The sequence below is a fragment of the Pseudoxanthomonas sp. PXM01 genome (assembly GCF_014851815.1).
Classification (GTDB): Bacteria; Pseudomonadota; Gammaproteobacteria; order Xanthomonadales; family Xanthomonadaceae; genus Pseudoxanthomonas_A.
Window position 1 is genome coordinate 1,403,752 of the sequence record NZ_JACVAJ010000001.1, and the last position, 25,340, is coordinate 1,429,091.

At 68.0% G+C, this 25,340-nt stretch carries 30 protein-coding genes; 21 read left to right on the plus strand and 9 right to left on the minus strand.

What is annotated here, in order from left to right; translation table 11 throughout:
* The first annotated feature begins 2 nt into the window (after positions 1 to 2).
* Positions 3 to 683: a DUF3108 domain-containing protein gene (locus tag IB230_RS06420; protein ID WP_192270140.1), complete on the plus strand. Its 681-nt coding sequence runs from the start codon at positions 3 to 5 to the stop codon at positions 681 to 683.
* Between the two features lie 42 nt (positions 684 to 725).
* On the opposite strand, the gene IB230_RS06425 is transcribed toward IB230_RS06420, so the two are convergent.
* The 3 genes from IB230_RS06425 to IB230_RS06435 are packed head-to-tail and all read right to left on the minus strand — an operon-like array spanning position 726 to position 2,611.
* Positions 726 to 1,055: an EF-hand domain-containing protein gene (locus IB230_RS06425; RefSeq protein WP_343227261.1), complete on the minus strand. Its 330-nt coding sequence runs from the start codon at positions 1,053 to 1,055 to the stop codon at positions 726 to 728.
* Positions 1,052 to 2,323 (minus strand): UDP-N-acetylglucosamine 1-carboxyvinyltransferase, encoded by a 1,272-nt coding sequence (murA, locus tag IB230_RS06430; protein ID WP_192270142.1) that lies wholly within the window; start codon positions 2,321 to 2,323, stop codon positions 1,052 to 1,054. Before murA ends, IB230_RS06425 begins: the two co-directional genes overlap by 4 nt.
* 48 nt (positions 2,324 to 2,371) lie before the next feature.
* Positions 2,372 to 2,611 carry a BolA family protein gene (locus IB230_RS06435; RefSeq protein WP_192270144.1) on the minus strand — a complete coding sequence of 80 codons (240 nt, stop codon included), beginning with the start codon at positions 2,609 to 2,611 and terminating at the stop codon, positions 2,372 to 2,374.
* Positions 2,612 to 2,664: 53 nt separating this feature from the next.
* Between IB230_RS06435 and IB230_RS06440 the strand changes: the two genes are divergently transcribed.
* The 18 genes from IB230_RS06440 (at position 2,665) to IB230_RS06525 (ending at position 18,718) form a co-directional block, all read left to right on the plus strand.
* Positions 2,665 to 3,669: a KpsF/GutQ family sugar-phosphate isomerase gene (locus IB230_RS06440; RefSeq protein ID WP_192270146.1), complete on the plus strand. Its 1,005-nt coding sequence runs from the start codon at positions 2,665 to 2,667 to the stop codon at positions 3,667 to 3,669.
* 50 nt (positions 3,670 to 3,719) lie between these two features.
* Positions 3,720 to 4,265: an HAD hydrolase family protein gene (locus IB230_RS06445; protein ID WP_192270148.1), complete on the plus strand. Its 546-nt coding sequence runs from the start codon at positions 3,720 to 3,722 to the stop codon at positions 4,263 to 4,265.
* Complete coding sequence (gene lptC / locus IB230_RS06450) at positions 4,262 to 4,825, plus strand: LPS export ABC transporter periplasmic protein LptC (protein ID WP_192270150.1); 564 nt, start codon at positions 4,262 to 4,264, stop codon at positions 4,823 to 4,825. The genes IB230_RS06445 and lptC overlap by 4 nt, the downstream gene beginning before the upstream one ends.
* Complete coding sequence (lptA, locus tag IB230_RS06455) at positions 4,803 to 5,312, plus strand: lipopolysaccharide transport periplasmic protein LptA (RefSeq protein WP_192270152.1); 510 nt, start codon at positions 4,803 to 4,805, stop codon at positions 5,310 to 5,312. Before lptC ends, lptA begins: the two co-directional genes overlap by 23 nt.
* Positions 5,312 to 6,031, plus strand: a complete 720-nt coding sequence (gene lptB, locus IB230_RS06460) for an LPS export ABC transporter ATP-binding protein (RefSeq protein WP_192270154.1) — start codon at positions 5,312 to 5,314, stop codon at positions 6,029 to 6,031. Before lptA ends, lptB begins: the two co-directional genes overlap by 1 nt.
* A gap of 46 nt (positions 6,032 to 6,077) precedes the next feature.
* Entirely contained in the window at positions 6,078 to 7,514 is a 1,437-nt protein-coding gene (locus IB230_RS06465; protein ID WP_192270156.1) for an RNA polymerase factor sigma-54, read from the plus strand.
* A 257-nt stretch (positions 7,515 to 7,771) separates the two neighbouring features.
* Positions 7,772 to 8,092, plus strand: a complete 321-nt coding sequence (gene raiA, locus IB230_RS06470) for a ribosome-associated translation inhibitor RaiA (RefSeq protein ID WP_162339176.1) — start codon at positions 7,772 to 7,774, stop codon at positions 8,090 to 8,092.
* A 218-nt stretch (positions 8,093 to 8,310) separates the two neighbouring features.
* Positions 8,311 to 9,261 carry an HPr(Ser) kinase/phosphatase gene (gene hprK, locus IB230_RS06475; protein ID WP_192271330.1) on the plus strand — a complete coding sequence of 317 codons (951 nt, stop codon included), beginning with the start codon at positions 8,311 to 8,313 and terminating at the stop codon, positions 9,259 to 9,261.
* Between the two features lie 26 nt (positions 9,262 to 9,287).
* The gene (gene rapZ, locus IB230_RS06480) at positions 9,288 to 10,175 is read left to right on the plus strand and encodes an RNase adapter RapZ (protein WP_192271332.1); all 888 of its coding nucleotides are present in this window, start codon (positions 9,288 to 9,290) and stop codon (positions 10,173 to 10,175) included.
* Between the two features lie 123 nt (positions 10,176 to 10,298).
* On the plus strand, positions 10,299 to 10,691 hold the full coding sequence (locus IB230_RS06485; RefSeq protein ID WP_192270158.1) for a PTS fructose IIA subunit family protein: 393 nt from the start codon (positions 10,299 to 10,301) through the stop codon (positions 10,689 to 10,691).
* Positions 10,684 to 10,953 carry an HPr family phosphocarrier protein gene (locus tag IB230_RS06490; RefSeq protein ID WP_192270160.1) on the plus strand — a complete coding sequence of 90 codons (270 nt, stop codon included), beginning with the start codon at positions 10,684 to 10,686 and terminating at the stop codon, positions 10,951 to 10,953. Before IB230_RS06485 ends, IB230_RS06490 begins: the two co-directional genes overlap by 8 nt.
* 1 nt (position 10,954) lies before the next feature.
* Positions 10,955 to 12,676, plus strand: coding sequence for a phosphoenolpyruvate--protein phosphotransferase (gene ptsP / locus IB230_RS06495; RefSeq protein ID WP_192270161.1), 1,722 nt, complete (start codon positions 10,955 to 10,957; stop codon positions 12,674 to 12,676).
* A gap of 204 nt (positions 12,677 to 12,880) precedes the next feature.
* Entirely contained in the window at positions 12,881 to 14,242 is a 1,362-nt protein-coding gene (mgtE, locus tag IB230_RS06500) for a magnesium transporter (RefSeq protein WP_192270163.1), read from the plus strand.
* Between the two features lie 13 nt (positions 14,243 to 14,255).
* A complete protein-coding gene (locus tag IB230_RS06505; protein ID WP_192270165.1) occupies positions 14,256 to 14,867 on the plus strand; it encodes a DUF1294 domain-containing protein in 612 nt (203 codons plus the stop codon).
* A gap of 141 nt (positions 14,868 to 15,008) precedes the next feature.
* On the plus strand, positions 15,009 to 15,860 hold the full coding sequence (locus tag IB230_RS06510; RefSeq protein ID WP_192270167.1) for a DNA ligase: 852 nt from the start codon (positions 15,009 to 15,011) through the stop codon (positions 15,858 to 15,860).
* Positions 15,861 to 15,924: 64 nt separating this feature from the next.
* Complete coding sequence (locus tag IB230_RS06515; protein ID WP_225589225.1) at positions 15,925 to 16,728, plus strand: prolyl oligopeptidase family serine peptidase; 804 nt, start codon at positions 15,925 to 15,927, stop codon at positions 16,726 to 16,728.
* A 3-nt stretch (positions 16,729 to 16,731) separates the two neighbouring features.
* On the plus strand, positions 16,732 to 17,010 hold the full coding sequence (locus IB230_RS06520) for a hypothetical protein (protein WP_192270169.1): 279 nt from the start codon (positions 16,732 to 16,734) through the stop codon (positions 17,008 to 17,010).
* 148 nt (positions 17,011 to 17,158) lie between these two features.
* On the plus strand, positions 17,159 to 18,718 hold the full coding sequence (locus IB230_RS06525; protein WP_192270171.1) for a GGDEF domain-containing protein: 1,560 nt from the start codon (positions 17,159 to 17,161) through the stop codon (positions 18,716 to 18,718).
* Between the two features lie 124 nt (positions 18,719 to 18,842).
* Here IB230_RS06525 and IB230_RS06530 read toward each other — a convergent pair whose 3' ends face one another.
* The 3 genes from IB230_RS06530 to IB230_RS06540 all read right to left on the minus strand — a co-directional run bounded on the left by IB230_RS06530 (position 18,843) and on the right by IB230_RS06540 (position 20,899).
* Positions 18,843 to 19,787 carry an aspartate carbamoyltransferase catalytic subunit gene (locus IB230_RS06530; protein WP_192270173.1) on the minus strand — a complete coding sequence of 315 codons (945 nt, stop codon included), beginning with the start codon at positions 19,785 to 19,787 and terminating at the stop codon, positions 18,843 to 18,845.
* Between the two features lie 19 nt (positions 19,788 to 19,806).
* On the minus strand, positions 19,807 to 20,256 hold the full coding sequence (gene ruvX, locus IB230_RS06535) for a Holliday junction resolvase RuvX (protein WP_192270175.1): 450 nt from the start codon (positions 20,254 to 20,256) through the stop codon (positions 19,807 to 19,809).
* Between the two features lie 76 nt (positions 20,257 to 20,332).
* On the minus strand, positions 20,333 to 20,899 hold the full coding sequence (locus IB230_RS06540; RefSeq protein WP_192270177.1) for a YqgE/AlgH family protein: 567 nt from the start codon (positions 20,897 to 20,899) through the stop codon (positions 20,333 to 20,335).
* 101 nt (positions 20,900 to 21,000) lie between these two features.
* Here IB230_RS06540 and IB230_RS06545 point away from each other — a divergent pair, with 101 nt between their 5' ends.
* Together IB230_RS06545 and IB230_RS06550 are read left to right on the plus strand one after the other, a co-directional pair.
* Positions 21,001 to 21,546: a DNA-3-methyladenine glycosylase I gene (locus tag IB230_RS06545; RefSeq protein WP_192270179.1), complete on the plus strand. Its 546-nt coding sequence runs from the start codon at positions 21,001 to 21,003 to the stop codon at positions 21,544 to 21,546.
* 93 nt (positions 21,547 to 21,639) lie between these two features.
* Complete coding sequence (locus tag IB230_RS06550; RefSeq protein WP_192270181.1) at positions 21,640 to 23,154, plus strand: acetyl-CoA hydrolase/transferase family protein; 1,515 nt, start codon at positions 21,640 to 21,642, stop codon at positions 23,152 to 23,154.
* 102 nt (positions 23,155 to 23,256) lie between these two features.
* Here the strand turns inward: IB230_RS06550 and IB230_RS06555 are convergent, their stop codons facing one another.
* The 3 genes from IB230_RS06555 to IB230_RS06565 all read right to left on the minus strand — a co-directional run bounded on the left by IB230_RS06555 (position 23,257) and on the right by IB230_RS06565 (position 25,227).
* Entirely contained in the window at positions 23,257 to 23,814 is a 558-nt protein-coding gene (locus tag IB230_RS06555) for a DUF6622 family protein (protein ID WP_343227262.1), read from the minus strand.
* Positions 23,815 to 23,922: 108 nt separating this feature from the next.
* The gene (locus IB230_RS06560) at positions 23,923 to 24,552 is read right to left on the minus strand and encodes a YitT family protein (RefSeq protein WP_225589435.1); all 630 of its coding nucleotides are present in this window, start codon (positions 24,550 to 24,552) and stop codon (positions 23,923 to 23,925) included.
* Positions 24,553 to 24,771: 219 nt separating this feature from the next.
* On the minus strand, positions 24,772 to 25,227 hold the full coding sequence (locus tag IB230_RS06565) for a DUF805 domain-containing protein (protein ID WP_192270185.1): 456 nt from the start codon (positions 25,225 to 25,227) through the stop codon (positions 24,772 to 24,774).
* Between the last annotated feature and the right edge of the window lie 113 nt (positions 25,228 to 25,340).

Consider the following 25,340-nt stretch of genomic DNA (forward strand, 5'->3'; position numbering starts at 1 on the left):
CCATGACAAGGATGTCCGCCCTTCTGGCGATCACCTCTGCCCTGCTGGCGATGACCGCCGCTCCGGCACATGCGTTGAAGCCCTTCACGGCCCAGTACGACGCGTCCTTCAAGGGCATCTCGGCGGGCGGCTCGATGTCTCTGACCCAGCAAGGCACGCGCTGGACCTACTCGATGGGTATCCGAAACGCGATGGCCAACCTGAGTCAGGCTACCGTGTTTGAAGACGCGGCCGGCCGCTACCGGCCTTTGGGCGGCAGCGACCGCTCGACCTATCTGATGAAGACGCGGTCGGTCATCACGCACTACAACTGGAAAGGCATGCAGGCGCGCTGGACCGGCGACGTGAAACCACAGCGGGCAGGTCCGGTGGCGATGCAGATCGGCGACATGGATGCGCTGCTGGTGAACCTGGCGCTCGTCCGTGATGTCGGCTTCGGCCGCACATCGATGAGCTATCGCCTGCTGGAGAACGGCAAGGCCAAACCGATGGCCTACCGCGTCGCCGGCCGCGAAAAAATCACTGTGGGCGGGCGTGCGCTCGACACGACCAAAGTGGTGCAGAGCGCAGGCGGCAAGCAGACCACCGCGTGGATCGCGGCCGGCGTGCCTGCACCGGTGCGGATCGTGCAACGCGAGGATGGCAGCGAGGTATTCCGTCTGCAGCTGACCTCCTGGCGCTAAGCCATGATCGAACGGAAAAGCCCGGCGGATGCCGGGCTTTTTTCATTCCGCGTCGGGTTGGAAGATCGTCTTGCAGTCCATGCGGATGGTGCCGGCTCCGCTTCGCCACGCAAAGGCATTGCAATGCCGGTTGCCTTCCTGCTTCTGCTCGACGACCACCGAGAACACCGCCTGCGCGATCTCCCCCTGCGTCACCGTGCCATCGCCGTTCCAGTCCATGTCTTCGGTGGTGATGCCGTGGGTGGCGGCGGAACCCGTGTAATGCAGCCAGGCCACCAGCGCCAGCAGTGCCACCACGACACCCAGCAGGATCTTCCGGCGCAGCGGGAAGCGCGGGCGGATCCCGGAGAGCTTGGGATCGTGCCGGCTCACGATACGCGCCTGATCTTCGCGCCCAGCCCGCCCAGCTTCTCCTCGATGTTCTCGTAGCCGCGGTCGAGATGGTAGATGCGGTCGATGGTGGTTTCCTCATTCGCCACCAGGCCGGCCAGGATAAGCGAGGCCGACGCGCGCAGGTCGGTCGCCATCACCGGCGCACCGCCCAGGGTCTCCACGCCGCGCACGATGGCGGTGTGTCCTTCGACGCGGATGTCCGCGCCGAGTCGCAGCAGTTCGTTGACGTGCATGAAGCGGTTTTCGAAGATCGTCTCGTTGATCACGCCCACGCCGTCGGCCACACAGTTCAGCGCCATGAACTGCGCCTGCATGTCGGTGGGGAAGGCCGGGTACGGCGCGGTGGTCAGGCTCACGGCCTTCGGGCGCTTGCCCTGCATGTCCAGGGTGATGCTGTCGGTGGTGGTCTCGATCCTCGCGCCGGCTTCGGTGAGCTTGTCGAGCACGGCTTCCAGCGTGTCGGGGCGGGCGTTGCGCGCGGTGACCTTGCCGCCGGTCATCGCCGCCGCGACCAGGAAGGTGCCCGTCTCGATGCGGTCCGGCACCACCGAGTGGCGGCCGCCGCCCAGGCGTTCGACGCCATGGATGACGATGCGCGACGTGCCCGCGCCTTCGATCTTCGCGCCCAGCGCATTGAGGCATTCGGCCAGGTCGGTGACCTCCGGCTCCATCGCGGCGTTCTCCAGCACCGTGGTGCCCTCGGCCAGCGTCGCCGCCGCCATGACGTTCTCGGTGCCGGTCACGGTAACCATGTCGAACACGAAGCGCGCGCCTTTCAGTCGCGCCGCACGCGCCTTGATGTAGCCGTTCTCGACGGTGATTTCCGCACCCAGCGCCTGCAGGCCCTTGATGTGCTGGTCGACCGGGCGAGAACCGATCGCGCAGCCACCGGGCAGCGAGACCACGGCGGCGCCGTGGCGCGCGACCAGTGGGCCGAGCACGAGGATCGAGGCGCGCATGGTCTTCACCAGCTCATACGGCGCCACGAAGCGGCTGACGGTGGTGGGATCGACGGTGATGCCGCGCCCCTTCGCCAGCGTGCCCTCGTCGATGGTGATGCCGGCGCCCAGTTCGCCCAGCAGCTTCACCGTGGTGACCACGTCATGCAGGTGCGGCACGTTGGTGATCTCCACCGGCGCGTCGGCCAGCAGGGTCGCGCACAGGATGGGAAGCACGGCGTTCTTGGCGCCCGAGATGGTGACTTCGCCGTTGAGCGTGTTGCCACCGGTGACGATGATCTTCTGCATGGAAATCCGGGATGGGGATGCGGGTGGAGGGCGGTACCGCGCCGCGGGTCAGCGCGCGGTGCCGGCTTCGTCAGGGGTGATGGTCTTGAGCTGCAACGCATGGATCGCGCCCCCCATCAGCTCGCCCAGCGTGGCGTAGACCATGCGATGGCGGGCCAGCGGAAGTTTGCCGCGGAAGGCGTCCGACACCACGGTCGCCTCGAAATGGACGCCATCGTCGCCCTGCACGTCGGCACGGGCGCCCGGCAGGCCGGATTCGATCAGTTTACGGATGGTTTCAGCGTCCAACGGGCTTTCCTAATAAAATACCCGGCCATTCTACCTGCCGGCGCCCCGTCCGCATGTCCCAGCCGCACCCCCTGACCCCGTCCGTCTCGCCTGCCAGCCTGGCGGCCAGCGGCCGTCGGGTCATCGAGATCGAGGCGCGGGCACTGGATGCACTGGCCGCCCGCATCGACGCCACCTTCGCCGCCGCCTGCCAGGCCATCCTGGCCGGCAACGGCCGCGTGGTGTGCACCGGCATGGGCAAGTCGGGGCATGTGGCCCGCAAGATCGCCGCGACGCTGGCGTCCACCGGCACGCCGGCGTTCTACGTGCACCCGGGCGAAGCCGGCCATGGCGACCTGGGCATGATCACCGATGCCGACGTGGTACTGGCGCTGTCGTACTCGGGCGAGTCCGACGAAGTGCTGATGCTGTTGCCGGTGCTCAAGCGCCAGGGCAATACCGTCATCGGCATGACGGGCCGGCCTCAGTCGACGCTGGCACGCGAGAGCGATATCCACCTCGACGTCAGCGTCCCGGCCGAAGCCTGCCCGCTGGACCTGGCGCCGACCAGCAGCACCACCGCCTCGCTGGCGATGGGCGACGCGCTGGCCGTGGCATTGCTGGACGCGCGCGGCTTCACCGCCGACGATTTCGCCCGCTCCCATCCTGCCGGCAGCCTGGGCCGTCGCCTGCTGCTGCACATCACCGACGTGATGCATGCGGGCGACGACGTGCCGCGCGTAGATGTGGGCGCAACGCTGAGCGAAGCGCTGGTGGAGATGAGCCGCAAGCGCCTGGGCATGACCGCCGTGGTGGCACCCGATGGTCGCCTGGCCGGCCTGTTCACCGACGGCGACCTGCGCAGGACCCTGGACAATCCCGCGCTGGACGTCCGCACCGCCCGCATCGCCGAAGTGATGACGCATGCACCCAAGACCATCGGTGCCGACCAGTTGGCGGTGGAAGCGGCGCGCCTGATGGAAACTCACAAGATCAGCGGCCTGATCGTGGTGGATGCGGAACGGCGCCCGGTCGGCGCGCTCAACATTCACGACCTGTTGCGTGCCCGCGTGGTGTAAACCCCGGAGCGTTTCTCATCCCTTCCCTTTCCCTACCGCCCCTCTTGACCATGCCCCTGCGCCATCTCCATGACCTGACCGAAGACGTGCTGGCCCGCGCCGCGCGCATCCGTCTGGCGTGCTTCGACGTGGACGGCACCCTGACCGATGGCCGCCTGTTCCTCGACGGCGAAGGGCGCGAACAGAAGGCGTTCCATGTGCAGGATGGGCAGGGCCTGGTGCTGCTGAAGCGCGCCGGCATCGAGGTGGCCTTCATCACCGCGCGGGGCGGCACCGTCGCCGTGGCGCGGGGCCGGGAACTGGGCGTGCAGGTCTTCACCGGCGTCAAGGACAAGCTGGCCAAGGTGCAGGAACTCGCAGCCGGCCTGGGCATCGGGCAGGACGAGGTCGCCTTCATGGGCGACGATCTGCCGGACGTGCCTCCGTTCCTTGCCGTGGGCCTGGCGATCGCCCCGGCCGACGCGCACCCGTGGACCGCGCAACATGCGCACTGGCGTACGCGTCGTGCGGGTGGCCAGGGCGCAGCACGCGAAGCCTGTGACCTGTTGCTCGGCACGCAGGGCCACGCCCCCACGTTCGAAGGCGGCACGGCATGAGCTGGCGTACCACGCTGGGACTGGTCCTTCTGCTGGCGGCCATCGTCAGCGGGTGGTCGGCCTGGAAGAACCGCGACATTCCCGCGCCCAATCAGGTGCTCGCCGACCGGTCGGATTACGTGATGCGCGACTTCGAGATGATCGCGTTGAACGGAGAGGGCCACGAAGCCGTGGCGGTACGTGCTCCCGAGATGGCGCGCAATCCGCAGGACGAGACCTACACCATCACCACACCGCTGTTCCTGCTCCCGGAGGAGGAAGGGCGCTCGTGGGAGCTGCGTGCGAAGACCGGCTGGCTCAGCGCAAAGGGCGAGGAGTTGCGCCTGAAAGGCGACGTGCATGGCACGTCTCCGGCCGGCAGCGCCCGCCAGGCGGAGTTCCGTTCCGAGACGCTCAACGTGTTCCCGGACCGCGACCTCGCCCAGACCGACGACGAGGTGACGGTGACCCAGCCCGGCTCTAGACTGAGCGGACGCGGTTTTGAGACCAACCTCAAGACCAAGGAATACACATTCAAATCCCAGGTGAGATCGATCTATGAACCGCGTTCTGCTCGCTAGCGCTGCGCTGGTGCTCCTGCTGCCCGCCGCAGGCGCGGTAGCGAAGACCACCGACCGCAACCAGGCCATGACGATCGATTCCGGCAGCCAGTCCGGCAACATGGAAGGCAACGGCAAGACCACCCTGGGCGGCGGCGTGGTAGTCACCCAGGGCTCGCTGGAGATCAGGTCGTCCGCGGCCGAGATCTACATGGCCGACGGCGAGATCTCGCGCTCCATCTTCACCGGCAAGCAGGTGAAGATGAAGCAGCAGATGGACGACGGCACCTGGATGGACGCACAGGCCGACCGCGTCGAGTACGACATGAAGACCGAGACCATCACCTTCATCGGCAACTACACGGTGAAGTCCGACCGCGGCTCCAACAGCGGCCAGCGCATGGTCTACAACACCAAGAGCGGCAACATGCAGAGCGGCGGCGACGGCACCCGGGTCCGCACGGTGATCCAGCCCAAGTCCGCCACGCCGGCACAGGGCAAGAACTGATGCTGACCGCGAAGGGACTGCGCAAGCGCTACAAGCAGCGCGAAGTCGTCGCCGACTTCGGCCTGACCCTGCAGCCGGGCGAAGTCGTCGGCCTGCTGGGCCCGAACGGCGCCGGCAAGACCACCTGCTTCTACATGATCGTCGGCCTGGTGGCCGCCGATGCCGGCAGCATCGAACTGGACGGCCAGGACATCACCGCCCAGCCGATGTACCAGCGTGCCAAGCTCGGCGTGGGCTACCTGCCGCAGGAACCTTCGGTGTTCCGCAAGCTCAGCGTGGCCGACAACATCCGCCTGGTGCTGGAACTGCGCGACGACCTGGACAGCGCCGGCATCGAGCGTGAACTGAATTCGCTGCTGGACGAATTGCAGGTCACCCACGTGGCCGACCAGTTGGGCGCCAGCCTGTCCGGCGGCGAGCGCCGGCGCGTGGAGATCGCGCGCGCCCTCGCCGCTCGCCCGCGCCTGATGCTGCTGGACGAACCCTTCGCCGGCGTCGATCCGATCTCCGTGGGCGAGATCCAGCGCATCGTGAAACACCTCAAGGATCGCGGCATCGGCGTGCTGATCACCGACCATAACGTGCGCGAAACCTTGGGAATCTGCGACCGGGCGTATATCCTCAATGCCGGTAGCGTTCTGGCGCAGGGGGCCCCGGACGCGTTGCTGGCCAATCCGGACGTACGCCGGGTCTATCTGGGCGAAGCTTTCCGCCTGTGATCCCCGTCGGCGGCCCAGGCCGCCACACGGGTTTCCAAGGTCGGGAATGAAGCCACGCCTGCAGACATCGCTGGGACAACAGTTGGTCATGACGCCGCAGTTGCGTCAGGCCATCCGGCTGCTGCAGATGTCCACCGCCGAGCTCGAGATCGAGCTGACCGAAGCGGTTGAGACGAATCCCCTGCTCGACTGGAGCGAGCCCGAGGAAGAGCAGGCGCAGGTCCGTGGCAGCGAGGACGACCAGCCCCCCGCCGAACCCGTGCAGGAGATCGCGCGCGATACCGATGACGACCGCGACGACTGGTCGCCGGACGAAGGCCCGTGGACGACCTCCGGCAGCGGTGGCTCCTTCGACGATGACGAGAACGGCAGTCCCGCCGAGCGCGTGGCGGAAGCCGACACGCTGCACGGCCATCTGCTGTGGCAGCTCCACCTCTCGCATCTGTCCGCGCGCGACCGGCGCATCGGCGCTACGCTGATCGATGCGCTGGAAGACGATGGCTATCTGCGCGAACCCCTGTCGGGCATCGTGCAGGCGTTGCGCCCGGACATCGAAGCACGCGAGGACGAGGTACTGGTCGTGCTGCGGCAGGTCCAGCGCTTCGATCCGGTCGGGGTCGCCGCGCGTACGCTCGGCGAATGCCTGCACCTGCAACTGGCGGTGCTGAGCGACGACACGCCGGGCAAGACGCTGGCGCTGCAGATTGCCGATACCGCATTGGAGCGCCTCCCGCGCAGTGGCGTGGCAGGACTGGCGCAGGAAATGAAGCGCCCGCTGGCCGAGATGGAGGAAGCCGTGCAGTTGCTGCGCACGCTCGATCCCAAACCCGGCGCGCAGGTCGGCGATCTCTCGCACGACACCTACGTGGTGCCCGACTGCGTGGTCTGGCGCCAGCGTGGCGTCTGGCGCGCCGCGCTGTCGGGCAACACCTTGCCGCGCATCAGCATCCATCGCGGCTACGAACAGATGATCCGGCAGTGCGGCGACAGCGATGCCGGCTACCTGAAGGCGCAACTGCAGGAAGCACGCTGGCTGCTGAAGAGCGTGGAGGCCCGCGGCGACACGCTGTTGAAGGTCATGCGCTGCCTGCTGCACCAGCAGGCCGGGTTTCTCGAGTTCGGCGAACAGGCGCTGCGGCCACTGACCCTGCGTGACGTCGCCGAAGAGGTGGGGCTGCACGAGTCGACCGTGTCGCGCGCGATCGCCCGCAAATACGTGAGGACACCACGCGGCACGCTGCCGATGCGTGCCTTCTTCGCCTCCGGCATCGATACCGAAGGCGGCGGCGAAGCCTCCAGCACGGCGATCCAGGCCATGATCCGCCGGCTGGTCGACGGCGAGAATCCGCGCAAGCCGCTGTCCGACGCCAAGCTGGCCGACCTGCTCAAGTCTTCTGGCATCCCGGTGGCGCGCCGCACCGTCGCCAAGTACCGCGAAGCCCTCAACATCCTGTCGTCCCACGAGCGCGTGCGCATCGGCTGAACGCCCTCCGCGTCGCACCGGTTCCGTGACTCCGTTCCGCACTCGCGAAACGCTTTTCTAACACTGCGCCGCGTCACGAAAATTTCCGCGCCACAACAGTTGATAGTTGTCGCTGACGGGTCCATCTTGTCCTCGAAGGCTTCGTCCTTCCCTTGCCACCACATAGGAGATCACCGGAACCCAGACCCCTGCCGCGTTGTCACATGACACGCTCTCCGCGCCACGCGCGCGGTTCTACCGACCAGAAGGAGGCACACATGCGTATCGAGACTTACGGCCATGAAATCGAAGTCACTCCCGCCTTGCGCGAATACGTTGAAACCAAACTGAAGCGGTTGGAGCGCCACTTCGAGCAACCCTGCGAAGTCCGTACGCAACTGGGAACCCGCAAGCCCGATTATCTCGCCGAGGCCACGGTCAACGTGTCCGGGCGCACCCTGCATGCCGATGCCGGCGCGCAGACGATGTATGCGGCCATCGACATCCTGGCCGACAAGCTCGACCGCCTGCTGGTCAAGCACAAGGAAAAGCGCACCGACGTCCAGCGCCACAGCATGCGCGGCGAACTGATCGGCTGACGCATCGCCTCACGGGCCGCTTCGCGCCGCGGAGCGGCCCTCGCGCTGCACGAGTCTCCACGCGCCCAGCCTCCTCGCTGCGCATTCGTGGTCGCACGCTCCCGGAAGGGACATTACACTGGTCCTCACTGCGCTCCGGGCGGATAGTGCCGACACCGTGTCGTCGATCCGCGCACTGTCCGGAGAAGCACCCCCTTCCCTCCGGCTGCCTTCGCATGATGAATACCAGCATCACCGCCCGTGAACTGTTCGATCAGCAGAAGGACAAGCTGGCCCTGCGCTGGCTGGCCGGGCAGAAGGGCGAGAAGCGCGTGCTGGAATCCGGTGACACCGTGTCCCGGCGCCCGTCGCTGGCCGGGTACCTCAATGCGGTCTACCCCAACAAGGTGCAGATCCTCGGCACCGAGGAGCTGACCTGGCTGGATTCGCTCGACTCGCGCCAGCGCTGGGAGACCATCGAGAAGATCGTGCAGGCCAGGCCGTTGGCGCTGGTGATCAGCAAGAGCCAGTCCTGTCCGGAAGACCTGCGCGAAGCGGCCAACGAAAACGACACACCATTGTGGGTGTCGCCCAAGCGCGGGCATGAACTGCTCAACCACATTTCCTACCACCTCGCACGCACGCTGGCGCCACGGGTCACGCTGCACGGCGTCTTCATGGAGATCTACTCCATCGGCGTGCTGATCACCGGTGAGGCCGGGTCCGGCAAGAGCGAGCTGGCGCTGGAACTGCTGAGCCGCGGCCATCGCCTGGTCGCCGACGACGCGCCGGAGTTCACCCAGATCGCACCCGACGTGCTGGATGGCACCTGCCCGGAGCTGCTGCAGGACCTGCTGGAGGTCCGTGGGCTGGGCGTGCTAAACGTCCGCGAGATGTTCGGCGATACCGCGGTCAAGAAGAACAAGTACCTGCGCCTGATCGTGCACCTCACCCGTCCCATGACCGAGCCCAACCCCCACGGCTACGAACGGCTGACCGGCGATTCGGGTACGCGCCACGTGCTGGATCTGGACGTTCCCCTGATCACCCTGCCCGTGATGCCCGGCCGCAACCTGGCCGTGCTGACCGAAGCCGCCACGCGCCTGCACATCCTGCGCACCAAGGGCATCGACCCCGCGGCGATGTTCATCGCCCGCCACAGCAACCTGCTCGAGCGCAGCACGCCATGATCCAGGCAGGCGACGACTCCGCGTCCATGCACGAAGAAGCCCCACCCGGCGCGACACCCACGGTGGTGATCGTCAGCGGGCTGTCCGGCTCGGGCAAGTCGGTGGCGCTGAAGACCTTCGAAGACCTGGACTACTACTGCGTCGACAATCTGCCGGTGGACCTGCTGCCGTCGTTCGTGCGCAGCCTGATGCGCGAGGACGAACTGCCGCCCAAGATCGCGGTGGGCATCGACGTCCGCAGCCGCCACAGTGACCTGTCGAAACTCGCCCAGTGGCGCGCCGCGCTGGCGCAACTGGGACTGGAAGGCCGCCTGGTGTTCTTCGACGCCGGCGACGACGTGCTGTTGCGCCGTTATTCCGACACGCGCCGCCGCCATCCGCTGGGCCATGGTGGCCTGTCGCTGCAGGAGGCGATCCGCCAGGAGCGCGGGATCGTCCAGCCGCTGCGCGACGAAGCTGACGTGGTCATCGACACCAGCCAGCTCAACGTGCACCAGCTGCGCCGCCGGATCATCGCCGAGTTCGCCCTCAGCCGGGGAACGCAGCTCTCGCTGCTGTTCGAGTCCTTCGCCTACAAGCGCGGCGTGCCGGCCGACGCGGACTTCGTGTTCGATGCCCGGGTGCTGCCCAATCCGCACTGGAATCCGGAACTTCGCCCCTATGCCGGCCGCGACCCCAAGGTCAGGGCGTTCCTCGACTCGCAGCCCGACGTGGCCGAGTACGTCGGCCAGGTCAGCGGATTCCTCGACACCTGGCTGCCCCGCCTGCGCGGCGAGACCCGCAGCTACGTGACCATCGCCTTCGGCTGCACCGGCGGCAAGCACCGCTCCGTGTACCTGGCGGAAACCCTGGCCCGGCATGCCCGCGAGCAGGGCTGGGAGGAAGTCGCCACGTTCCACCGCGAGCTGGACTGATCGGGGTCGCCACCGTCGCAACGTGAGCTGAGGGCCGCCGTCGGATCAATCCATCGAACGACGTCCGCTCCGTTCCACTCGCGCCGCTTCCAGCGCGTCATGCCCGTCTGTTAACGTTCCGGCATGGCCTGTGGCATTCTTCTTGTGACTCATCCTGGCGTGGGCGCGGCGATCCTGACGGTCGCCACCGCGCTGCTGCGACAGCTGCCCCTGAAGGCGGAAGCCTTCGAGGTGCCGCTGGACGCCGACCTCGATGCCCTGCTCCCGCAGGCATCGGCTGCGTTGCGGCGCGTCGACGGCGGCGAAGGCGTGCTGGTGCTGACCGACCTGTACGGGGCCAGCCCCAGCAACCTGGCCGGCAAGCTGGCCCGCCTGGGCACACCGGTGCGCCGCGTGTCGGCGCTCAGTCTGCCCATGCTGCTGAGGGTGATGAATTATCCGGAACAGGGACTGGACGACCTGCCTGCCACGGCCGCGGCAGGCGCACGCAATGGAGTCATTCACGACGATGCTTGAACGCGAACTCATCATTTCCAACCGCCTCGGGCTGCATGCGCGCGCCACCGCCAAGCTGGTGCAGACGCTGTCCGGTTTCCGCTGCAACGCCACGCTGGCGGCCAAGGGCCGCGAGGTGAACGCCAAGAGCATCATGGGTGTCATGCTGCTGGCGGCCGGCCAGGGCACCCCCGTGACTATCCGCATCGAAGGCGAGGACGAAGCCGCCGCCATGCAGGAAGTCGTCTCGCTGTTCGAGCGACGATTCGACGAGGAATCCTGACGTGAGGGCACTGCTGCCGGGCCATGGGGCTTCGCGCGGCAGTGCGCTGGGACGCGCCCGGGTCCGGCTGCCCCATGTGCTGGAGGTCGCCGAGCAGCACATCCGCGCCGACCAGATCGATGACGAGGTCGCCCGGCTGCACGAGGCGGTCGACGCCACCCGTCGCGAGATGCACAGCCTGCGCACCCGGCTGCATGGCGCGCTGGCCAAGGAGGTCGGCGAGTTCCTCGACCTCCATGCCCTGCTGCTGGACGATCCCGAACTGCTGCATGGCCTGGACGAACTGATCCGTACCGGCCGTTACACCGCCGACTACGCCCTGCGCCTGCAGCGCGACCGGCTGGCCGCCGTGTTCGACGGCATGGACGACGCCTACCTCAAGAGCCGCATGGACGATCTCGACCATGTGATCGGCCGCATCCACGCGCACCTGCACCAGCGCGCGCCCGATGCGCCGGCGGTGGCCGGCGAGATCCTGGTCAGCGACAACGTGGCGCCGTCCGAGCTGGCGCAATTGCAGTCGCAGGGCGTCGTCGCCGTGGTGACCGCTGCCGGCAGCACGCTTTCGCACAGCGCCATCCTCGCGCGCAGCCTGCATCTGCCGCTGGTGGTGGGCAATGCGCAGGCGCTGCAGAAGATCAACGATGGCGATGTACTGCTGGTCGACGGCGCCACCGGCGAAGTGGTGGTCGATCCCGACCCGGAAGACCTGCGCCGCTATCGCGAGCGCCTGCGCGAGGCCGCGCGGGAAGCACGCGAACTCGGCCGCCTGCGCTCCAAACCCAGCCGCACCCGCGACGGTATCGACATCGCCCTGTGGGCAAATGCCGAATCGCTGGAGGACGTGGCCAAGGCGCACACGCTCGGCGCGGCAGGCGTTGGCCTGTACCGCACCGAATTCCTGTTCCTGCAGCAGCGCGAACTGCCCAGCGAAGAGCAGCAGTTCCAGGTCTACCGCGACCTCGTGCTCGGCATGGGCGGCCGTCCGGTGACCATCCGCACCCTCGACCTGGGCGCCGACAAGGCGGACCGCGCCGGCCTGGTCGCCGGCGACGAAGAGAACCCCGCCCTCGGGGTGCGCGGCGTGCGCCTGTCGCTGGCGCATCCGGGCGTGTTCGACACCCAGCTGCGCGCCATCCTGCGTGCGTCGAACTACGGACCGGTCCGCGTGCTGGTGCCGATGGTCAGCGGCCGCGAGGAAATGCTGGAAGTCCGCCGTCGCCTGCAGCGCGCGGCGCTGCAACTGCGCAAGCAGGGCCACGAAATCGCGGTCCAGCTCGAGTTGGGCGCCATGATCGAAGTGCCCGCTGCCGCCATCGCGCTGCACGGCTTCGCCGACGTTGTCGACTTCGTTTCGATCGGCACCAACGACCTGGTGCAGTACCTGCTTGCGGCGGATCGCAACAACGACGCCTTGGGCGAACTGTATTCACCCCTGCATCCCGGCGTGCTGCGCCTGCTGCGCCACGTGATCCGCACCGGCGCCGAACACGACATCCCGGTGGCGATGTGCGGCGAGATCGCCGGCGACGCTACGCTGGCGCCGATGCTGCTGGCGCTGGGCCTGCGCGAATTCAGCCTGCACCCGGCCACCCTGCTGGAAGTGCGCCGCGCGATCCGCGACGCCGACCTCGGCGACCTGCAGGCGCGCACCGAGAAGCTGCTGCAGGCGCGCGACCGCGCCGGCATCGAGCGTTGGTTGAAGGCGGCGACCTCTGTCTGAAGTCCCATAGATGTTGTGGGAGCGACGTCAGTCGCGATGGGCCAGCGGGAACGCTTCATCGCGACTGACGTCGCTCCCACCCCCCCCTTTTACCGCGTCCCCAAAGGGTGTCCATAACTCGCAGGCCGGGCGATAATGGCGGAATGAACGCTTGATGCCCCGGTCGCATCCGCCTGACGGATCGGCCCCATTCCGGAGTACCGAATGGTCGAGACCATCCGCCACGACAAGACCGCACGCCAGTTGCGCCTGCTCTCCGACGCGCTCGACAGCGGTCGGCTGGGTCCCGTGCGCCGGCTGGTCAATACCTTGTCGCCTGCGGAAATCGGCAACCTGCTGGAATCGCTGCCGCCCGGCAAGCGCGAAGTCGTGTGGGGCCTGGTCGATCCCGAGGACGACGGCGAAGTGCTGGTGCACGTCGGCGACGAGGTGCGCGAGAGCCTGCTGGCGGACATGGACACCGACGAGATCGTCGCCGCGGTCGAGGACCTCGACATCGACGACCTCGCCGACCTGGTCGAAGACCTGCCCGACACCGTCATCGACGAAGTCCTCAAGTCGATGGATCGCGAGAACCGCGAGCGCCTGGAACAGGTGCTGTCGTACGCCGAGGACACCGCCGGCCGCCTGATGAACCCCGACGTGGTCACCGTGCGCGCCGACGTGAATGTCGACGTGGTGCTGCGCTATCTGCGCCTGCGCGGCGAACTGCCCGACCACACAGACCATCTGTACGTGGTCAGCCGCCGCCACCAGTACCTCGGCCGTGTTCCGCTGGCCGCGCTGGTGACGCACGAAGACACCACGCCGATCAACCGCCTGATCGACGACGAGCAGCCCGCCATCGACGTCGGCGAGAGCGCGCAGGAAGTCGCGCGCCAGTTCTCCGACCATGACTGGGTGTCGGCACCGGTCGTGGACGACAACAACATCCTGCTTGGCCGCATCACCATCGACGACGTGGTCGACATCATCCGCGAGCAGGCCGAGCACCAGGCGCTGGGCGCCGCCGGTCTGGACGAGGACGAAGACCTGTTCTCGCCGGTCAAGCGCGCCGTGCGCGGCCGCGTGGTGTGGCTGGGCATCAACCTGTTCACCGCGTTCATGGCGGCGACGGTGATCAAGGAGTTCGACGCGACGCTGGAGAAGATCGTCGCGCTGGCGGTGCTGATGCCGATCGTCGCCGGTATCGGCGGCAATGCAGCCGTGCAGGTACTGACGCTCATGGTGCGTGGCCTGGCACTGGGCCAGGTGGGCTCCAGCAACGCCGGCATCCTGTGGTGGAAGGAACTGCGCGTCGCCCTTATCAACGGCCTGCTGATCGGCGGCATCGTCGGGTTGATCGCGTTCCTGTGGTTCCGCAGCCCGATGCTGTCGCTGGTCATCGCGCTGGCATTGATCATCAACTTCTGTGCCGCGGCCACCGCCGGCGTGCTGTTACCCCTGCTGCTCAAGCGCATGAACATCGATCCCGCCGTCGCCGGCACGGTCGTCGTCACCGCGGTCACCGACGTGATGGGCTTCTTCTGCTTCCTCGGCCTGGCCACGCTGATCCTGCTGCATTGAGGTATTTCCGTCGATGGAACGACTCGGCAAGGTCAGCGAATGGAACGACGACCGCGGCTTCGGCTTCATCGCCCCGATCGACGGCGAACCCGTCCGTGTGTTTTTCCATATCCGTGACTACCGGCTGGACAGCCGTCGGCCTGAAGTCGGCGAGTTGGTGAAGTTCAAGGCGCAGCGCCAGCCCGATGGCAAGTGGCGGGCGCAGGCCGTGCACCGGACGGCCCCTGCAGTGCGTCGCGCCAGTCCTGCGACGTCTGCACGCGGGCCATCACGGCCGTCATCGGTCATCCCGGGCGCGGTGGCCGTCCTCGCGTACGCGCTGCTGATCGCGTGGGCGATCCGCGGGGGCCGACTGCCGTTCGAGGCGATGTTCCTGCCGATGATCCTGTCGGCGATCACCTACGTGGTCTATGCGCTGGACAAGCATGCCGCGCAAACGGGCCGCTGGCGCACACAGGAAACCACGCTGCACCTGCTGGAACTGCTGGGCGGCTGGCCTGGCGCGTGGATCGCGCAGCACACGCTGCGGCACAAGTCGCGCAAGCCCGGCTACCGCATCGTGTTCTGGACGATGGTGGTGCTTCATGTCGCCACCGTCGGCGCGTGGTTGTGGACGCGGGCGTAAGCAGCGCGTCGTCACGGCCCTTGCAGGATCTTTGAGCGCCGCCCCGGGTCGGGCACTTCCTACGCACGGCGGCGGCATGTGCCGATCCCCACGCTGGATCGGACGCGCGACGCTGACGTCCCCTCGGCCCGGTTCGCCGCCATGCGCCTGCTGCTCTCCGCCCTGCTGTGCCTGCTGACCTGGTCCGCGCTGGCTGCGCCATCTCCCGAACCGATGCTGGCGACGACATACCGCGGCGGGGTGGCGCCCCCCGATTTCCTGGTCAGCGAGAAACTGGATGGCGTACGCGCCCGCTGGGACGGCCACGCCCTGTGGACGCGCGGCGGCGCGCGGATCGCAGCACCGCCCACGTTCACGCGTGGCTGGCCCATCGAGCCCATGGACGGCGAACTGTGGATCGCGCGCGGCCGCTTCGATGAGATCAGCGCCCTGGTCCGCCGCGCCGGATCCGATCCCCAGGCCTGGCGGCACGTGCGTTTCATGGCCTTCGATCTGCCCGCCCATCCCGGTCCGTTCACTGACCGGGTCGTGCGCATGCGCACCCTGATCGCGACGGCGAGCAGCACGCACCTGGCGATGATTCCGCAGCGACGCTTCGATACGCGCACCGCGCTGGATGAGGAGCTGGCGCGCGTGGTCGCTGCCGGTGGCGAGGGTCTGATGCTGCATCGACGCAACGCTTTCTATCGTGCCGGGCGCAGCGAGGACTTGCTCAAGTACAAGCCGCACGAGGACGCCGAGGCCCAGGTGATCGCGCACCTGCCCGGCAAGGGCAAGTACGCCGGCATGATGGGCGCACTGCAGGTGCGCACACCCGAAGGTCGCAACTTCCGTATCGGTACCGGCTTCACCGATGCCCAGCGTTCCGCGCCACCCCCGATCGGCACGTGGCTGACGTATCGTTACAACGGCCTCACCTCCACCGGACTGCCACGCTTCGCCCGCTTCGTGCGTGTACGCGAAGACCGGCCTCCGCCAGACCCGAAGCGCTGACGTGGGCGCTACGCCTCGCACCACGGGGTATGCTGCCGCCCGTTACCCTTGGACCGCGACCGCCATGCGCTCTCTCGCCACTGCCTGCCTGGGCCTGCTGCTGATCCTGATGACCGCCTGCACCACCACTGCCCCCATGAATCCCACCGGCGAGTTCGTCGCGCGCGAGGTCGCCGTCGACGGCAAGACCTACCGCTACCAGGTGTTCGTTCCCGCCGCTCGCTTCCGCAGCGGCAAGCCGCCGGTGGTGCTGTTCCTCAACGGCTCGGGCGAGCGCGGCAGCGATGGGGTGAAGCAGACGATGGCCGGCCTGGGGCCGTACCTGCGCCAGCATGCCGATACGTTCCCTGCCGTGGTGGTGTTTCCGCAGGCACCGGACGAGACGGAATGGACCGAGGTCGCCGGTCCCATCGCCTTCGCCACGCTCGATGCAGCGTTGAAGGAGTTCAATGGCGATCCTGACCGCGTCTCGCTGACCGGCATGTCGATGGGCGGCTACGGCACCTGGGAACTGGCGATGCAGCAGCCCGCCCGCTTTGCCGCGCTGGTCCCGGTCTGCGGCGGCATCACCGTCGACTGGACCGATGCGCGTCCCGGCCTGCGTGCGCACAGCGTGGGCAACGCCGCCGACCCGTTCGCCGCCGCTGCGCAGCGCCTGAAGGACATTCCGGTGTGGATCTTCCACGGCGGCCAGGACAACGTGGTGCCGCCGTCGCAGTCGCGCCGCATGGAGGCTGCGCTGAAGGCCGCGGGTGCGCGCGACGCGCGCTACACCGAATTCCCGGACGCCAACCACAACAGTTGGGATGCCACCTACGCGTATGCCCCGATGTGGGACTGGCTGTTCGCCCAGCGTCGTGGACGCTGAGCGATGGCCGAGCTCGTCCCCGACTACTTCACCGCCGGCTGGCGCGAGCGTGCACTGGCATGCCCTTGCAGCTGGCAGGGCGACAGCCGCGCGATGGCGATGGAGTTGCACGACGCCGTCACCGATTACGCCTGCCCGGCGTGCGGCAACCTGCTGCTGATCGTGTCGCATCCCTCGCTGGACCAGGTGCGCGCCGCCGCCACGGCAGGCAACGGGGAAGCCCTGGCCCAGCTGGCCATCATCGAGGAAGTCCTGGCCCGCTTCCCCCCGGGCGCCGACTGACCCGGCGCCGCCGCGTCCTGCATCACGCTTCCGGTGTCGTCGCCGGACGCCGGGCCACCTGCCCCTCAACCTGTGCCCAACGCTGCCGATAACCCGGCATCCCCTGGTGGCTGACGGGCACCCGCCCATGGCCGTGAGAGCGACCCGAATGGCTGACGTGGCCGACGACAACTCCGGTGTTACTGGCGGCTTCCGCCGGCTGTGGTCGCGTCGCCGCGAGGCCGGCGCGTCCGCCTCGCGCGAGCTCGCCACGACCCGCGCGGCCGGCCCGCATCCGGCGATCAGCAGCGCACAGCTGCAGGCGTTGTTCGCGCACGCCGAAGAGCCCGGCGCCCTGTTGTCCGCGTTCGCCGACGGCGTCGCTGGCCTGCCTGGCGAACTGCACGGCATGGGTGAGCGCCTGCAGTCCGCACACGCCGACAGCGACTGGCCGCGTTACGGACGCGCGCTGCGCCAACTGGTCGACAAGTACATCCGCACGATCCAGGACGAGCCGCTGGCCGGCGAAGCCGAACAGTTGCGCGATCTGCTGCACCACCTGCTCGTCGGTGGCATGGAACAGCTGCTGCGCGACGATGGCGCCTTGCTGCCGCAGGCGCACGCGTTGGCGGACCGCGTGCGGCAGTGGCAGGCCAACCAGCCCATCGGCGAACTCGGCACCGACCTGCGCGACCTCTGCCAGCAGGTCGGGCAACGCACGCACGAGGTGAACGACGCGCAGGAACTGATGCGCAGCCTGTTCGACCTGCTGCTGGAGAACGTCGGCGAACTGATCGAGGACGGCAGCTGGCTGCAGGACCAGATCGGCGCCGTGCGCCAGTTGCTCGCCGGCCCGCTCGACCGCACCGCGCTGGAACAGACCCGCGCCGGCCTGCGCGAGGTCATCTACAAGCAGGGCCTGCTGAAGCAGGGGCTGGCCGAATCCAAGGATTCGATGAAGGACATGATGGTGACCTTCGTCGAACGGCTGGACGGCATGGCCAGCAGTACCGGCGAGTACCACGATCGCATCAGCTTCCACGCGCAGGCCGTGCGCGACAGCCGCAGCATCGCCGAGCTGGGCAAGCGGATGGAAGACATCCTGGAAGATACCGCGCAGGTGCAGGCGCAGGCGCTGCGCGCGCGCGACAGCCTGCTGGAGGCGCGACGCGAGGTGGAAGAAGCCGAGCGCCGCGTGATGAACCTGGAGCAGGAACTGCAGTCCGTCTCAGAACTGGTGCGCGTGGACCAGCTGACCGAAGCGCTGAACCGCCGTGGCTTCGACGAGCTGTTCAAGCGCGAATCCGTCCGCGCCCTGCGCAGCGGCCAGACCCTGACGCTGGCACTCCTGGACCTCGACGATTTCCGCCACATCAACGCGGCGCACGGCCACCTCGGCGGCGACGCTGCACTGTGCCATGTGGTGACCCTGGCGCGCGCCACGCTGCGCGCCAGCGATGCCGTCGCGCGCTTCGGCGGCGAGGAGTTCGTGCTGCTGCTGCCCGAGACCAGCTTCCTGGAAGCGATGGGCACGCTGGAACGCCTGCGCGACAGGCTGGCGCACAAGCCGCTGGTCTACGAAGGACGCGGCGTCCTGGTGACCTTCAGCGCCGGCGTGGCGCGCTGGCAGCCGGGCGAATCGCAGGACGAACTGCTGGCCCGCGCCGACCGCGCCATGTACCAGGCCAAGCAGGCCGGCAAGAACCGCGTGGTCGCCGCGCCGGAGTGAGCGCGGCGCAGGGTTGCTGCATTCGTCGTGTCCGGTGTCGTCGCCCCGGCTTGGGCCGGAAGGGTGGCATCCGGACGCGCTTCCTGTACCGGCAGCCCGCGCTTGCGCGACGCGCGACGGCACCTCACCCCAGCAGCATCTCCAGCACTGCCATGCGGATGGCGACGCCGTTGCTGACCTGGCGCAGCACCAGCGACTGCGGACCGTCCGCGACTTCGTCGGTGATTTCCACGCCGCGATTGATCGGGCCGGGGTGCAGCACCACCGCATCCTTCGCCGCGCGTTTCAGGCGCGTCGTAGTCAGGCCGTAATCGCGGTGGTAGTCCTCGAGCGAGGACACCAGGCCTTCTTCCATGCGTTCGCGCTGCAGGCGCAGCATCATCACCACGTCGACGCCATCGAGCATCGCATCGAAATCCTGCCCGGTTTCGCAGCCGGCCAGCGTGCCGTCGTCCGGCAGCAGCGACTGCGGGCCGCACACGCGGATCTCACCCGCGCCGAGCGTACGCAGCGCATGCAGGTCCGAGCGCGCCACGCGCGAGTGGTTCACGTCGCCGACCATCAGGATCTTCAGTCGCGAGAAGTCGGCGCCCTTGGCCTGGCGGATCGTCAGCACGTCCAGCAGGCCCTGGGTAGGATGCGCACTGCGGCCGTCGCCGGCGTTGATCAGCGCGGTGCCCTCGCCCGCCTCGGCGGCCAGCGCGGCGACCGCGCCGTCTTCGGCATGGCGGACGATGAAGCCACGCACGCCCATCGCTTCTAGGTTGCGCAGCGTGTCGCGGGCGGTCTCGCCCTTGCGGGTCGACGAGGTGGATGCATCGAAGTTCAGCACGTCCGCGCCCAGCCGCTGCGCGGCGATGTGGAACGAACTGCGCGTGCGCGTCGAAGGCTCGAAGAACAGCGTACAGATGGTGGTGCCGTCGAGCGCCTGCCGGCGCGGCGTGCGGCCGAGCGCGGCGTCGCGGATCTGGCCGGCGCGGTCGATCAGGCGGCACAGGGTGTCGCGGGGCAGGCCGTCGAGGGTGAGCAGGTGGCGCAGGCGTCCGTCGGAATCGAGTTGTAGGGTCATGGGGCGTGGTCGTGGAGGGTCAGGTCAGCTGGGTCGCGTCCTGGGGCGCGGCCAGCCAGCGTTCGATGATGACGGCGGCGGCAACGGCGTCGAGCGCGGCGGCATCGCGGCGGCGCTTGCGGCCCTCGGCGCGGTCCAGCGCGAAGCGCTCCGCGGCCTCGACCGAGCTGGTGCGTTCGTCCACCAGCACCACCGGCAACTGGTAGCGCGTACGCAGTTCGCGGGCGAAGGCATGGGCGCGCTTGCGGATCGGCTGGTCGCCGCCTTCCAGCGTCATCGGGTCGCCCACCACCATGCCGTCGGGCTTCCACTCGGCGTGCAGCCTGTCGATCGCCGGCCAGTCGGGCCCGTGGCCATGCACGTCGATGACCGCCAGCGCACGGGCGCCGGTACCGAAGGCGCTGCCCACGGCCACGCCGATGCGGCGCGAGCCCACGTCGAATCCCAGTACGGTGCCATCCAGCTTCATGCCCAGTGCCTCCGTTCGATACGGTCTGCGCCATCCTGCAGCGGCGTGCGTGGACACGACGTCGGCACGCGCGGGTTCATGCGTGGCCGCTGTAGTCCGTCAGGCGGGTCATGTCCACGCCGATCCGCTGGCCCGCCGCCTGCCAGCGCTGCTCCAGCGGCACGGCGAACAGCAGTTCGGCGTCGGCGGGCGCAGTCAGCCAGCTGTTCTCGCCCAATTCGTATTCCAGTTGCCCCGCGCCCCACCCTGCGCAGCCCAGCGCCACCACGGCATGCGCCGGCCCCTCGCCTTCCGCCATCGCTTCGAGGATGTCGCGCGAGGTGGTCAGGTACAGGCCGCTGGCGACTTCCAGCGTCGATTCCCAGGCGCGCGCACCGTCGTGCAGCACGAAGCCACGCTCGGGATGCACAGGACCGCCGGCCAGTACGATCTGCTCGTCCAGGCGGGGATCGTGCGAGGCGAGGTTCATCTGTCGCAGTACTTCGCCCAGCGTGTATTCCGAAGGGCGGTTGACGACCACGCCCATGGCACCGTCGTCGTCGTGCTGGCAGATCAGGGTGACGGCGCGCGCGAAATTCGGATCGGACAGCGCCGGTGAGGCGATCAGCAGCTGGTTGGCCAGGGGCGTGGCGGCGTCTTGCATGGCGACCATTCTAGCCCGCCGCCGCGCCCACCGCGCCTGCGCGGACACGGACTGTCCGCAACACGCCCTAGAATCGTCCGTCCCTTTCCAGGCGCGTGCTCATGTCAGGCTATTGCGACATCGCCCCCGGCCATCCGCTGCATGGCCCCTATCACGACCGTGAATACGGCTTTCCGCAGCGCGAGGAAGCGGTACTGTTCGAGCGCCTGCTGCTGGAGATCAACCAGGCCGGCCTCAGCTGGGAGACCATGCTGAGGAAGCGCGACGGCTTCCGGGCCGCCTACAGCGGCTTCGACGTGGACAAGGTGGCGCGCTACGGCGACAAGGATCGTGCCCGCCTGCTGGCCGACCCCGGCATCATCCGCAACCGCCTGAAGGTCGATGCCGCCATCCACAACGCGCAGGTGATCCAGCGCCTGAGGAAGAGCCATGGCAGCTTCGCCGCCTGGCTGGATACGCACCACCCGCTGCCGAAAGCCGAGTGGATCAAGCTGTTCAAGAAGACCTTCCGCTTCACCGGCGGCGAGATCACCAACGAGTTCCTGATGAGCCTGGGCTATCTGCCCGGCGCGCACCGCGAGGACTGCCCTGCCTTCCGCCGCGCCGCGAAGCAGCGGCCTCCCTGGATGACCGCAGCGGGGCATTGATCCGGCGCAACCCGCCTACGCGCCGATGGTCGTATCCTGCGACTGCACGCCCCCGCGCGATAATCGCAGTTTCGCCCGCCGATGACCCCTCCGATGCACGAAGACCGTATCCGCCACGCCGGCCTGCGCGACCGCGTGATCAGCGCCGAGCACGCCGCCAGCCTCATCCAGCCCGGCGAGACCGTCGCCATGAGCGGCTTCACCGGCTCCGGCTATCCCAAGGCGGTACCGCTGGCGCTGGCCATGCGCATCGAACAGGCCCACGCGGCCGGCATGCCGTTCCAGATCAAGCTGATGACCGGTGCGTCGACCGCGCCGGAACTGGATGGCGCCCTCGCCAAAGCCGACGCCATCGCCCTGCGCATGCCGTTCCAGAGCGATCCGGACGCGCGCAAGCGCATCAACGAGGGCACGCTGGACTACATCGACATCCACCTCAGTCACGTCGCACAGCACGTGTGGTTCGGCTTCTACGGCCCCATCGACACTGCCGTCATCGAGGTGTCAGCGATCCGCGAAGACGGCACGCTGGTGCCCTCCACCTCGGTCGGCAACAACAAGACCTGGCTGGACCTGGCGAAGAAGGTCATCGTCGAGGTCAACGACTGGCAGCCCGCCGACGTCGAGGGCATGCACGACATCTACTACGGCACTGCGCTGCCACCGCATCGTAAGCCGATCCCGCTGGAACACGTGCACGACCGCATCGGCGACACCGCCCTGCACTGCGACCCCGCCAAGATCGTCGCGGTGGTGCGGACGAACGGCCCCGACCGCAACAGCCCGTTTACCCCGATCGACAGCACCAGCGAACGCATCGCCGAACACCTGATCGACTTCCTGAAACACGAAGTCGCGTTGGGCCGCCTGCCTGCCAACCTGCTGCCGCTGCAGTCGGGCGTCGGCAACATTCCCAATGCCGTACTCGCCGGCCTGGCGAAGAGCGGCTTCCGCGGCCTGACCGCGTTCACCGAGGTCATCCAGGACGGCATGCTCGACCTGCTGCGCGAAGGCGTGCTGGACGTCGCCTCGTGCACTGGTTTCGCGCTCAGCCCGGAGGCGAACGAAGCGTTCAAGCGCGACATCGCGTTCTACCGCGAGCGCATCATCATGCGCACGCAGGAAATGTCGAACCATCCGGAGCTGGTGCGCCGCCTGGGCTGCATCGGCATGAACGGGATGATCGAGGCCGACCTCTACGGCAACGTCAATTCCACCCACGTGATGGGCAGCCGCATCCAGAACGGCATCGGCGGCTCGGGCGACTTCGCCCGCAACGGTTTCATGTCGGTATTCCTGAGCCCCAGCACCGCCAAGGGCGGCAGCATCTCGGCGCTGGTGCCGATGGTCAGCCATGTGGACCACACCGAGCACGATGTCTCCGTCATCGTCACCGAACAGGGACTGGCCGACCTGCGCGGCCTCACGCCCAAGCAGCGTGCCCGCCTGCTGATCGACCGCTGCGCGCATCCGGACTACCGCGACGCGCTGCAGGACTACTTCGACCGCGCCCTGCACCACAGCTACGGCAAGCACACCCCGCACCTGCTGCCTGAAGCGCTGTCGTGGCACCAGCGCTGGCTGGATACGGGCAGCATGAAGTCCTGATCGCTTTTGTAGGATGGGTGGAGCCGAAGGCGATACCCATCATCAAGGTGTCTGCGATATGGCGATGATGGGTATCGCCTTCGGCTCCACCCATCCTACGGTTTACACACGAGCGGCCACGGTCTCGCCCTGCTCATCATCGGGGGACGACATCATCGTCCGCAGCACCCGCACGGCGCGCGCCATGAACATGCCGCTGAAGAATCCGTACACGCCGCAGACCGCGGCCATGGCCGTGCCGGACTCCAGCACGGAGGGGACGATGGCGTGCACGACGGCTACCGCGTACTTCGCGAAGAAGATGCCCATCATCAGCGCCAGCGGCACCCAGCTGCCCGTTACCGTGAACCGCTTCGATACCGGCGAGTAGGACGCGCCGCGCGACGGTCCGCGAGCGAGACTGATGCCCACGACCGCCAGCCACGCGCCCGCCCACGCGACAAGTGCGATGGGGTGAGCCCCGAACGCCGACCAGACAGCGAACAGCGACCAGCCCGTCATCGCGACCGGCAGCACGATCAGCCGATGACGCGAGACGAGCCGTGTCCTGCTCTGCAGATAACCCAGATAGACCAGACCGAAGAACAGGCCGAAGACCCAGAGGGGGGTGTGCGTGAGAATCTGCGTGATCACGGAGTGAGGTTCCTGGCTTCCCGGCACCGCGCCGGGTCAGGCACATCATCGGATCCGCACGCGGGCGAATGAGGTGCTGGAAGTCACTTGTTCCGGGTGCCGGAGGTCGTGCGGCCGCTGCCTGCGCGCTCCGCCTCACACGCCCATGTAACGGCCGGGGCGATGGTTGAAGTACAGCACCAGGTTGAGCACCAGCGCACCCAGCGCCGACCACGCGACCTTCGACGGCTCCAGCACGCTCAGGGCGGCCAGCATGATGCACGTATCGAACGCCATCTGGACCTTGCCCGCGCTCCATCCCCTGCGCTGTTGCAGGTAGACCGCCAGGATGCCCAGCCCGCCGAGGCTGGCGCGATGGCGGATGAAGGACAGGATGCCCATGCCGACCAGCGCGCCACCGAACACGGCCGAATAGACCGGGGTAATGAAGGCGAACTCCGCCAGCCGCGGCAGCATGTCCGCGACGAAGCCGGTGATGCCGACGGCAATGAAGGTCTTGAGCGTGAACTCCCATCCCATCCTGCGCATCGACAGCAGGTAGAACGGCAGGTTGACCAGCACGAACAGCACACCGAACGGCCAGCCCGTGGCGTAGTGCAACAGCAACGACACGCCGGCCATGCCACCCAGCATCATCCCGCCCGCGGCGAAGATGCTCATGCCCAACGCACTGACCGCCGCCGCAATCGTCAGGCCCTGGATATCTTCGGCCAGGCTGTGGCGCGGACGCCGGATGACGGCACGGTCACCGTCGCGCGGCGACATCACTTCCGGTTCGGAACGGGAGGGGCTTTGTGGGGGCACGGCAGAGTCCACACCCGGACAGGACCGGGGACGCCAGGATTTTCCCATGAAGGCCGCGCCAGCTGGCATGGACGAAGTGTCCATGCATTTAGCCCGGCGCCGGGGCTGCTACTCACCAGGCGGGCTGCGGCCGCAAAAACGCAGCGGTGCAAACAGAGAAAAGGACGCGGAGCGACCCGCTCAGGCGGCCGTCGCCGCGCTGTAGTGCGCCCATGCCGGACCGATCACGACGATCCACGTGACGACCAGCAGTGCGAGCGTCGTGATCAGCAGGACAAGTGCGAGTGCCCACTCCTTGCGGGAGGCGGGCGCCGGCGCATCCCCATGGCGGTTGGACGCGCGCGTGCCCGGCAGTACCAGCAGGACGAGGCTGACGAGCGGCAATCCAAGCAGCAGTGCGAACCAGCTCGACAGGCCCAGGTCGCGGACCCGGCGGACCGTCGCTACCGCATAGCACCCGAGCCCCCCCAGGAGGGAGGCTATCCACAGCGGCCACACGACGCTCATCACCTGGATGACCAGGTAGATGGCGCAGAGCCAGATCAGGTAACGCAGCCGTCCGATCCTTCCATACGACGGACGGGTGGCCGTCGCGTCATGGCGCGTTGGCGCCGCCTCCTCGGAAATCCGTGTCATGGCTCCCCATCCGGCTCTACCGGCGTCCACGCCGCTGGCAAGGATGGTAGCGCAGCCCCGGCCGGTTCCGTGCTGGATCAGGCCTCCGGAGCGACTTGTGCGCCGGTTGCCGG

Excerpts from the sequence above, each read along its gene's own strand:
- IB230_RS06420 (WP_192270140.1), top strand. The coding sequence starts at position 3 with ATGACAAGGATGTCCGCCCTTCTGGCGATCACCTCTGCCCTGCTGGCG.
- murA (WP_192270142.1), bottom strand. The coding sequence starts at position 2,323 with ATGCAGAAGATCATCGTCACCGGTGGCAACACGCTCAACGGCGAAGTC.
- IB230_RS06440 (WP_192270146.1), top strand. The coding sequence starts at position 2,665 with ATGTCCCAGCCGCACCCCCTGACCCCGTCCGTCTCGCCTGCCAGCCTG.
- IB230_RS06445 (WP_192270148.1), top strand. The coding sequence starts at position 3,720 with ATGCCCCTGCGCCATCTCCATGACCTGACCGAAGACGTGCTGGCCCGC.
- lptC (WP_192270150.1), top strand. The coding sequence starts at position 4,262 with ATGAGCTGGCGTACCACGCTGGGACTGGTCCTTCTGCTGGCGGCCATC.
- lptA (WP_192270152.1), top strand. The coding sequence starts at position 4,803 with ATGAACCGCGTTCTGCTCGCTAGCGCTGCGCTGGTGCTCCTGCTGCCC.
- lptB (WP_192270154.1), top strand. The coding sequence starts at position 5,312 with ATGCTGACCGCGAAGGGACTGCGCAAGCGCTACAAGCAGCGCGAAGTC.
- IB230_RS06465 (WP_192270156.1), top strand. The coding sequence starts at position 6,078 with ATGAAGCCACGCCTGCAGACATCGCTGGGACAACAGTTGGTCATGACG.
- raiA (WP_162339176.1), top strand. The coding sequence starts at position 7,772 with ATGCGTATCGAGACTTACGGCCATGAAATCGAAGTCACTCCCGCCTTG.
- hprK (WP_192271330.1), top strand. The coding sequence starts at position 8,311 with ATGAATACCAGCATCACCGCCCGTGAACTGTTCGATCAGCAGAAGGAC.
- rapZ (WP_192271332.1), top strand. The coding sequence starts at position 9,288 with ATGCACGAAGAAGCCCCACCCGGCGCGACACCCACGGTGGTGATCGTC.
- IB230_RS06485 (WP_192270158.1), top strand. The coding sequence starts at position 10,299 with ATGGCCTGTGGCATTCTTCTTGTGACTCATCCTGGCGTGGGCGCGGCG.
- IB230_RS06490 (WP_192270160.1), top strand. The coding sequence starts at position 10,684 with ATGCTTGAACGCGAACTCATCATTTCCAACCGCCTCGGGCTGCATGCG.
- mgtE (WP_192270163.1), top strand. The coding sequence starts at position 12,881 with ATGGTCGAGACCATCCGCCACGACAAGACCGCACGCCAGTTGCGCCTG.
- IB230_RS06505 (WP_192270165.1), top strand. The coding sequence starts at position 14,256 with ATGGAACGACTCGGCAAGGTCAGCGAATGGAACGACGACCGCGGCTTC.
- IB230_RS06510 (WP_192270167.1), top strand. The coding sequence starts at position 15,009 with ATGCGCCTGCTGCTCTCCGCCCTGCTGTGCCTGCTGACCTGGTCCGCG.
- IB230_RS06515 (WP_225589225.1), top strand. The coding sequence starts at position 15,925 with ATGCGCTCTCTCGCCACTGCCTGCCTGGGCCTGCTGCTGATCCTGATG.
- IB230_RS06520 (WP_192270169.1), top strand. The coding sequence starts at position 16,732 with ATGGCCGAGCTCGTCCCCGACTACTTCACCGCCGGCTGGCGCGAGCGT.
- IB230_RS06525 (WP_192270171.1), top strand. The coding sequence starts at position 17,159 with ATGGCTGACGTGGCCGACGACAACTCCGGTGTTACTGGCGGCTTCCGC.
- IB230_RS06530 (WP_192270173.1), bottom strand. The coding sequence starts at position 19,787 with ATGACCCTACAACTCGATTCCGACGGACGCCTGCGCCACCTGCTCACC.
- ruvX (WP_192270175.1), bottom strand. The coding sequence starts at position 20,256 with ATGAAGCTGGATGGCACCGTACTGGGATTCGACGTGGGCTCGCGCCGC.
- IB230_RS06540 (WP_192270177.1), bottom strand. The coding sequence starts at position 20,899 with ATGCAAGACGCCGCCACGCCCCTGGCCAACCAGCTGCTGATCGCCTCA.
- IB230_RS06545 (WP_192270179.1), top strand. The coding sequence starts at position 21,001 with ATGTCAGGCTATTGCGACATCGCCCCCGGCCATCCGCTGCATGGCCCC.
- IB230_RS06550 (WP_192270181.1), top strand. The coding sequence starts at position 21,640 with ATGCACGAAGACCGTATCCGCCACGCCGGCCTGCGCGACCGCGTGATC.
- IB230_RS06560 (WP_225589435.1), bottom strand. The coding sequence starts at position 24,552 with ATGTCGCCGCGCGACGGTGACCGTGCCGTCATCCGGCGTCCGCGCCAC.
- IB230_RS06565 (WP_192270185.1), bottom strand. The coding sequence starts at position 25,227 with ATGACACGGATTTCCGAGGAGGCGGCGCCAACGCGCCATGACGCGACG.